This is a genomic window from Burkholderia sp. LK4, assembly GCF_001043615.1.
In the GTDB taxonomy this organism is placed as follows: domain Bacteria; phylum Pseudomonadota; class Gammaproteobacteria; order Burkholderiales; family Burkholderiaceae; genus Burkholderia; species Burkholderia cepacia.
In genome coordinates this window covers 25,136-33,260 of sequence record NZ_LDUL01000112.1, presented here as the reverse complement: position 1 = coordinate 33,260, position 8,125 = coordinate 25,136, and the positions used below count along the sequence as shown (strand labels likewise).

The 8,125-nt window shown below is 66.4% G+C and carries 8 protein-coding genes and 1 pseudogene; 1 reads left to right on the top strand and 8 read right to left on the bottom strand.

Going from position 1 to position 8,125, the window contains the following annotated elements; genetic code table 11:
• The 4 genes and pseudogenes from VK92_RS37525 to VK92_RS37510 form a co-directional block, all read right to left on the bottom strand.
• A partial coding sequence (locus VK92_RS37525; protein ID WP_048468233.1) for a CHC2 zinc finger domain-containing protein occupies window positions 1–319 on the bottom strand: 319 nt, incomplete at its 3' end.
• A 70-nt stretch (window positions 320–389) separates the two neighbouring features.
• The gene (locus tag VK92_RS37520) at window positions 390–836 is read right to left on the bottom strand and encodes a GatB/YqeY domain-containing protein (RefSeq protein WP_021160855.1); all 447 of its coding nucleotides are present in this window, start codon (window positions 834–836) and stop codon (window positions 390–392) included.
• 210 nt (window positions 837–1,046) lie between these two features.
• Window positions 1,047–1,259 carry a 30S ribosomal protein S21 gene (gene rpsU / locus VK92_RS37515; RefSeq protein ID WP_006479415.1) on the bottom strand — a complete coding sequence of 71 codons (213 nt, stop codon included), beginning with the start codon at window positions 1,257–1,259 and terminating at the stop codon, window positions 1,047–1,049.
• A gap of 106 nt (window positions 1,260–1,365) precedes the next feature.
• Window positions 1,366–2,619: pseudogene (locus VK92_RS37510) on the bottom strand (NAD(P)/FAD-dependent oxidoreductase); the annotation flags it as partial.
• A gap of 98 nt (window positions 2,620–2,717) precedes the next feature.
• On the opposite strand from VK92_RS37510, the gene tsaD reads away from it, so the two are divergent.
• The gene (gene tsaD / locus VK92_RS37505) at window positions 2,718–3,758 is read left to right on the top strand and encodes a tRNA (adenosine(37)-N6)-threonylcarbamoyltransferase complex transferase subunit TsaD (protein ID WP_042975834.1); all 1,041 of its coding nucleotides are present in this window, start codon (window positions 2,718–2,720) and stop codon (window positions 3,756–3,758) included.
• Between the two features lie 91 nt (window positions 3,759–3,849).
• Here the strand turns inward: tsaD and folE2 are convergent, their stop codons facing one another.
• The 4 genes from folE2 to VK92_RS37485 form a co-directional block, all read right to left on the bottom strand.
• Window positions 3,850–4,659 (bottom strand): GTP cyclohydrolase FolE2, encoded by an 810-nt coding sequence (folE2, locus tag VK92_RS37500; protein ID WP_021160853.1) that lies wholly within the window; start codon window positions 4,657–4,659, stop codon window positions 3,850–3,852.
• Between the two features lie 154 nt (window positions 4,660–4,813).
• Entirely contained in the window at window positions 4,814–6,718 is a 1,905-nt protein-coding gene (gene dxs, locus VK92_RS37495) for a 1-deoxy-D-xylulose-5-phosphate synthase (RefSeq protein WP_021160852.1), read from the bottom strand.
• Between the two features lie 81 nt (window positions 6,719–6,799).
• On the bottom strand, window positions 6,800–7,684 hold the full coding sequence (locus VK92_RS37490) for a polyprenyl synthetase family protein (protein WP_042975833.1): 885 nt from the start codon (window positions 7,682–7,684) through the stop codon (window positions 6,800–6,802).
• A complete protein-coding gene (locus VK92_RS37485; protein WP_011355806.1) occupies window positions 7,681–7,974 on the bottom strand; it encodes an exodeoxyribonuclease VII small subunit in 294 nt (97 codons plus the stop codon). The genes VK92_RS37490 and VK92_RS37485 overlap by 4 nt, the downstream gene beginning before the upstream one ends.
• Window positions 7,975–8,125 lie beyond the last annotated feature (151 nt).

Genomic DNA, 8,125 nt, shown 5'->3' with positions numbered 1-8,125 from the left:
CGCCCCCACCGCCGCCACGCATCGACGGCTCGTGCGGCACGGTCAGGCCGACCGACTGCGCGAGTTCCTGCACGGCTTCCGGGAACGTGAGACCCGCGTGTTCCATCAGGAAGCCGATCGCCGTGCCGTGCGCGCCGCAGCCGAAGCAGTGATAGAACTGCTTGGTCGGGCTGACCGTAAACGACGGGCTTTTCTCGTTATGGAACGGGCACAGCCCCATGAAGTTGGCGCCGCCCTTCTTGAGCTGCACGTACCGGCCCACCACGTCGACGATATCGACGCGGTTCAGCAAATCCTGCAGGAACGAATGCGGAATCACCGTGGGATCGAGCGAAAAAAGACAATACGACACCCCGGCGCACGCACCGCGCGCGCCGGGGAGACAGGTGTTACTTCGAAAGCGCGGCCTTGACCAGTGCGGAAATGGCCGTCATGTCGGCACGGCCGGCGAGCTTGCCCTTCAGGACGCCCATCACCTTGCCCATGTCCTGCGGGCCCGCCGCGCCCGTCTGCGCGACCGCGGCCTGGACTTCGGCGGCCACCTCGGCCTCCGACAGCTGCTCGGGCATGTAGCCGCTCAGCACGACCAGTTCCGCCTGCTCCTTCGCGACGAGGTCGTCACGGCCGGCGGCCTGGAACTGGCTGATCGAATCCTTGCGCTGCTTGATCATCTTGTCGATCACGGCCGTGATGCCCGCGTCGTCGAGGGTGATCTGATCGTCGACTTCGCGCTGCTTGATCGCGGCCATCAGCAGGCGAATCGTTGCCAGGCGCTCGCTTTCCTTCGCGCGCATCGCGGCCTTCATGTCTTCGCTGATCTGCTCTTTCAAACTCATCTTTCACCCGGGAAGGAAACGTGAATCCGACGCCCGCCATACGGGCGTCAACACAAAAACCCGCTTGGGACTGTGTCTCAAGCGGGTTGCTCGAATCCGGCATCGGCGGCTCGCCTGATCGGTCGCACGATCATGCTCGATCTTCCGCGATCGCCCGATCGCGCGGAGTCGCCGGTGCGCCGCTCAGCGAACCGCGCGGCGCCCAATCGTTCAGTACAGCTTCTTCGGCAGCGTCTGGCTGCGGATACGCTTGTAATGACGCTTCACCGCTGCCGCCTTCTTGCGCTTGCGCTCCGCGGTCGGCTTCTCGTAAAACTCGCGCGCGCGAAGTTCGGTCAACAACCCGTTCTTCTCGATCGTGCGCTTGAAGCGACGCATTGCAACTTCGAACGGCTCGTTCTCTTTAACGCGAATGATCGTCATGATCCGACACGAATAAAGGTTTGCAGGGAAAGACTACCGAGTATAGCAGAGCGATTGCCCAAAGGCACGGGGCCTGGTCCCGCCAAAACGGCGTCGGCCCGGCATGTCAGGCGCCACGCGAATACTCCGCGGCAGCCTGCCCGGCCGCCGTGCCGGACGCCCACGCCCACTGGAAGTTGTAGCCGCCGAGCCAGCCCGTCACGTCCACCGCCTCGCCGACGAAGAACAGCCCCGGCACACGCGCGCTCATCATCGTCGCCGACGACAGTTCGCGCGTATCGACCCCGCCCTTCGTCACTTCGGCTTTCTTGTAGCCCTCGGTGCCGTTCGGCGTCAGCGTCCAGCCGGACAGCGCGTCGCCGATCTGGCGCAGCGTCTTGTCGGGCAGGTCCGCGAGCCGCGCGTCGGCCGCGACGCGATGGGTGTCGAGCCACGCATGCGCGAGGCGCGACGGCACCCAGTCCGCGAGCAGCGAACCGATCTGGCGCTTCGACGTGCGCTTCGCGTCGAGCAGGTCGGCCACCGTATCGCGTTGCGGCAACAGGTCGACGCGGATCGGGTCGCCCGGCTGCCAGTAACTCGAAATCTGCAGGATCCCTGGCCCGGACAGGCCGCGATGGGTCAGCAACAGGTCCTCGACGAATTCTCCGCCGCGCTTCCTGTCGCCGGTCGAAACGCGCACTTCGAGCGATACACCGGACAACTCCGCGAACGGCTCCCAGTCCTGCTGCGCGAACGTCAGCGGCACGAGCGCGGGCCGCGTGTCGATCAGCTTGTGGCCGAACTGCTTGGCGAGCCGGTAACCGAAGTCGGTCGCGCCGATTTTCGGAATCGACAGGCCGCCGGTCGCGATGATCAGTGCGCGCGCGCCGATCGTCCCCGCCTGCTGCGTGTCGAGCGCGAAGCCGTCGGCCGGCGCGTGGCGCACCGCGTCGACGACGACGGGCCTGCGCCACGCGATGCCGCCCGCGTCGCACTCGTGCTTCAGCACGTCGATGATCGCGTCGCTGCCGTGGTCGCAAAAGAGCTGGCCCTTGTGCTTTTCGTGCCAGGTCACATGATGGCGCTTGAGCAGCCCGAGGAAGTCGCGCGGCGTATAGCGCGCCAGCGCCGAGCGCGCGAAATGCGGATTCGCCGACAGATAGTTGTCGGGGCCCGCGTAAAGATTCGTGAAGTTGCAGCGGCCGCCGCCCGAGATGCGGATCTTCTCGGCGAGCCGCGGCGCGTGGTCGATCAGCACGACGCGGCGGCCGAGCTGCCCGGCAACCGCGGCGCTCATCATCCCGGCGGCGCCCGCGCCGATCACGGCGATGTCATAGGTTTCCATGGCGCGGATTGTACCCGCCCGGCCTCCGGCCCGGGGCTGCCTGCGGCGGCGACCTGCCCCCGCCTGCTATAATTTCCGGTTACGTTGACCTTCCTGCGGCGCGCTCGATACGGCGCGCCCTGCCCGCACCCATGCTCGTTCTCGGCATCGAAAGCTCCTGTGACGAAACCGGCCTCGCGCTCTACGACACGCAGCGCGGCCTGCTCGCGCACGCGCTCCATTCGCAGATCGCGATGCACCGCGAGTACGGCGGCGTCGTGCCCGAGCTCGCGTCGCGCGACCACATCCGCCGCGCGCTGCCGCTGCTCGAGGAAGTGATGGCGCAAAGCGGCACGCGTCGCGACGACATCGACGCGATCGCATTCACCCAGGGCCCCGGCCTCGCCGGCGCGCTGCTGGTCGGCGCGAGCATCGCGAATGCGCTCGCGCTTGCCTGGAACAAGCCGACCGTCGGCATCCATCACCTCGAAGGCCACCTGCTGTCGCCGCTGCTCGTCGACGAGCCGCCGCCGTTCCCGTTCGTCGCCCTGCTGGTGTCCGGCGGCCACACGCAACTGATGCGCGTGACCGACGTCGGCGTGTACGAGACGCTCGGCGAAACGCTCGACGACGCGGCCGGCGAAGCATTCGACAAGACGGCCAAGCTGATCGGCCTCGGCTACCCGGGCGGCCCGGAAGTCTCGAAGCTCGCCGAAACCGGCACGCCGGGTGCGGTCGTGCTGCCGCGCCCGATGCTGCATTCGGGCGATCTCGACTTCAGCTTCAGCGGCCTGAAGACGGCCGTGCTCACGCAGATGAAGAAGTTCGAAGCGGCGAAGCTGGAGGGCGTTGCGCTCGAACGCGCAAAGGCCGACCTCGCGCGCGGCTTCGTCGACGCGGCCGTCGACGTGCTCGTCGCGAAGTCGCTCGCCGCGCTGAAGAAAACGAAGCTCAAGCGCCTCGTGGTCGCGGGCGGTGTCGGCGCGAACCGCCAGTTGCGCGCCGCGCTGTCGGCCGCCGCGACCAAGCGCGGTTTCGACGTGCACTACCCCGACCTCGCGCTCTGCACCGACAACGGCGCGATGATCGCGCTCGCGGGCGCATTGCGGCTCGGCCGCTGGCCCGAGCAGGCGAATGCGGACTACGCCTTCACGGTGAAGCCGCGCTGGGATCTCGCGTCGCTCGCACGCTGAGCGACGCCCCGCGACACAACGCCACACCGACAAACGAAAAGGCCGCTCATACGAGCGGCCTTTTTCATCGGCGCGGCAAAACGACGCAGCGTTATGCAGCCTGCCGCTTGTCGCGCTCGATCAATGCATACGCGCTGTGATTGTGGATCGACTCGAAGTTCTCGGCTTCGAGCACATACGCGACCACGCGCTCGTCCGCGTCGAGACGCTGCGCGACGTCGCGCACGAGATCCTCGACGAACTTCGGGTTCTCGTATGCGCGCTCGGTGACGAACTTCTCGTCCGGACGCTTCAACAGGCCCCACAGCTCGCACGACGCCTCTTCCTCCGCGATGCGGATCAGTGCCTCGACCGGCAGGTCGGCCGCGAGCTCCGCGTCGATCGTCACGTGCGAGCGCTGGTTGTGCGCGCCGTATTGCGAGATCTTCTTCGAGCACGGGCACAGGCTAGTCACCGGCACGAGCACCTTGAGGAACAGGCGCGTGTCGCCGTTGCGGCTTTCGCCCGCGAGCGTCACTTCATAGTCGAGCAGGCTCTGCACACCCGACACCGGCGCCGTCTTGTTCACGAAGTACGGGAACGTGACCTCGATGCGGCCCGCCTCGGCTTCCAGCTTCTCGAGCATCGACGCGAGCATCGCGCGAAAACGCTCGACCGTCAGCGGTGCGCGATTCTCTTCGAGCAGCGCGACGAAGCGCGACATGTGCGTACCCTTCTGGTCGGCCGGCAGGCGGACGTCGAGATTCCAGACGCCGACGGTCGGCTGTACGTCGCCGCCTTCGGTACACACCGTCAACGGATGCCGGACCGCCTTCACGCCCACGCGCTGAATCGGAATCTGGCGGGTATCCACCGTGCTCTGCACGTCGGGCATCACGAAGGCGGGATTCATCTGGTTCATCTTGTTCAATCCTTGTAAGCCGCGCGTTCGATGACGCGCACGCCGCGTCATGCGGCAGCCGGAAAAGCAACATGGGCCCGCAGGCCCATGTTTTCCGCATCAATGAAGACCGGTCGCGCCAGTCGCACCGGCACCGCCCGCGGGCGGCGCCAGCTTATGCGACGCGCTTCGCCTGACCGGCGACATCGGCCGCCGGATTCAGAAAGCGTTCGCGAATCGATTTCGCGATACCCGCGCCGTCGAGGCCGCATTGCGACAGCAGCTTCGCGGGGTCGCCGTGATCGATGAACAGGTCAGGGAGGCCCAATTGTAGTACGGGTCGGATAACCCCACTCTCCATCAGGGCTTCCACGCAGGCCGAGCCCGCGCCGCCCATCACGCAGCCTTCCTCGACCGTGACGAGGTAGTCGTGCGTCTCGGCGAGTTCACGCACGAGCGCAGCGTCGACCGGCTTCACGAAGCGCATGTTCGCGACGGTTGCATCGAGTTCCTCGGCAGCGGCAAGCGACGGTGCGACCATCGTGCCGAACGCGAGGATCGCGACGCGCTTGCCTTCAGGCTGCGACGTGTGGCGACGCACCTCACCCTTGCCGAGCGGGATCTCGGTGAACTCCTTCACCGTCGCCACGCCCGTACCCGCGCCGCGCGGATAACGCACCGCGGTCGGGTTCGGCTGTTGCAGCGCCGTGTGCAGCATCTGGCGGCATTCGTTCTCGTCGGATGCGGCCATGATCGTCATGTTCGGAATGCAGCGCATGAACGCGAGATCGTACGCGCCCGCATGCGTCGCGCCGTCCGCGCCGACGAGGCCCGCGCGGTCGATCGCGAACACGACCGGCAGGTTCTGCAGCGCGACGTCGTGGATCAGCTGATCGTACGCACGTTGCAGGAACGTCGAGTAGATCGCGACGACCGGCTTGAGCCCTTCGGTCGCGAGGCCGCCGGCGAACGTCACCGCGTGCTGCTCGGCGATGCCGACGTCGTAGTAGCGATCCTTGAAGCGCTTCTCGAACTCGACCATGCCCGAGCCTTCGCGCATCGCGGGCGTGATGCCGACGACGCGCGTGTCGCGCTCGGCTTCATCGCACAGCCACTCGCCGAACACCTGCGTGTACGTCTTCTTCGCGGGCGTGGCGGACGGCTTGATGCCTTCGGCCGGATTGAACTTGCCCGGGCCGTGGTAGAGCACGGGATCGGCTTCGGCGAGCTTGTAGCCCTGGCCTTTCTTCGTCACCACGTGCAGGAACTGCGGGCCGCGCAATTCGCGGATGTTCTGCAGCGTCGGGATCAGCGAATCGAGATCGTGACCGTCGATCGGGCCGATGTAGTTGAAGCCGAACTCTTCGAACAGCGTGGCCGGCACGACCATGCCCTTCGCGTGCTCCTCGAGCTTGCGTGCGAGTTCGAGCACCGGCGGCGCAACGCTCAGCACGCGCTCGACGCCCGCGCGCGCAGCCGCGTAGAAGCGGCCCGACATCAGGCGTGCGAGATGGCGATTCAGCGCACCGACCGGCGGCGAGATCGACATGTCGTTGTCGTTGAGGATCACGAGCACTTTCGCGTCTTCCGACACGCCCGCGTTGTTCATCGCCTCGAACGCCATGCCGGCGGTCATCGCGCCGTCGCCGATCACGGCGATCGAGAAGCGGTCGTCGCCGTTCAGCTGGCTGCCGATCGCCATGCCGAGCGCGGCCGAGATCGACGTGCTCGAGTGCGCGGTGCCGAACGTGTCGTATTCCGACTCCGAACGGCGCGGGAAACCCGAGATGCCGTCCTGCTGACGCAGCGAATGCATCTGGTCGCGACGCCCCGTCAGGATCTTGTGCGGGTAGGTCTGGTGCCCCACGTCCCAGACGATGCGATCGTTCGGCGTGTTGAACACGTAGTGCAACGCGATCGTCAGCTCGACCGTCCCGAGGTTGGACGACAGATGGCCGCCCGTCTTCGACACACTGTCGAGCACGAACGCGCGCAGTTCATCCGCGAGCGGTTGAAGTTGGCGACGATCGAGGCGGCGCAAGTCCGCCGGGTCGTCGATGGTTTTCAGCAAGTCGTACATCGTCGTTCCATTGTAGGAAATCAAACGCGCCCGCATTCTGTTGCACGCACCGTAGCATGTGCGCGGCGGCGGGCTTTCGCGTCAGCTGACCCGGTTCACTACCAGGTCGGCAAGTTCGGCGAGACGCTGAGCGCGTGCGCCGAACGGTTTCAGCGCGTCGTGCGCTTCGGCGCGCAGCTGTGCTGCGAGCTCGCGCGACGCCTCGAGGCCGAGGATCGATACATAGGTCGGCTTGTCGTTCGCCGCATCCTTGCCGGCCGTCTTGCCGAGCGTCGCCGAATCGGTCGTGACGTCGAGAATGTCGTCGACGACCTGGAAGGCCAGACCCACGGCCCCTGCGTACACATCGAGCGCCGCCATCGTTTCCGCCGACGGCGTCTCGCCAGCCAGCGCGCCCATCCGCACGGCCGCGCGCAGCAGTGCGCCCGTCTTCATCCGGTGCATCGTCTCGAGCTGCTCGCGCGTCAGCTTGAGGCCGACGCTCGCCAGGTCGATCGCCTGCCCGCCGGCCATGCCGATCGAGCCGCTCGCCAGCGCCAGCTCGCGCACGAGCGCGGCCTGCTGCACCGGCGACAGCGCAGCGGCGTCGGTCAGCGCGACGAACGCCTGCGACTGCAGCGCGTCGCCGACCAGCAGTGCCGTCGGCTCGTCGTACTGCACGTGCACGGTCGGCTTGCCTCGACGCAGTGCGTCGTCGTCCATGCACGGCATGTCGTCGTGCACGAGCGAGTAGACATGGATCATCTCCAGTGCCGCCGCCGCCGCATTGCGCGCCGCTTCCGTCGCGCCGGTCAGTTCGCCTGCTGCATGGCACAGCAGCGGGCGAACGCGTTTGCCGCCGCCGAGGACCGCGTAGCGCATCGCCTCGTGGAGTTTCACCGGCACCGCGGTTTCAGCGGGCAAATAGTGGCCGAGTGCGTCCTCGACACGGTCAAGCACGGACCGCATCCATTGTTCGAATGTCATAGATCGTCGTCTTCGCCGTCCGTGGCGGCCGTTCCGGACGAAAGCGGCTTCAGCGTCGCGCCGTCAAGCACGCGAACCTGCTGTTCCACCTTCTCGAGCTGCTGTTGGCAAAACGCAACGAGGGTCGCACCGCGGCGATATGCCGTCAGTGAATCCTCGAGGCTCAACGCGCCGCCTTCCATCCGGGCAACCAGCGTCTCGAGCTCCGCGAGCGCCATCTCATAATTGTCCGGCAACGGTTCGGTGCCATTGCCGGGCGGCGTGGCGCCTGGGGATGCGGTTTTCGCCATGGACGAGGGTGTCAAATTTCAAAACAAGTCGGACATTCTACGGCAAAAGAGAATTTTCCGACCTGCCGTCTTGGGCACCCGCTACATATTCCGGCCCCACCTTCGACGCACATTGTGCGCCTTCCGATTGCCGCCCGACAAAAAATTGACA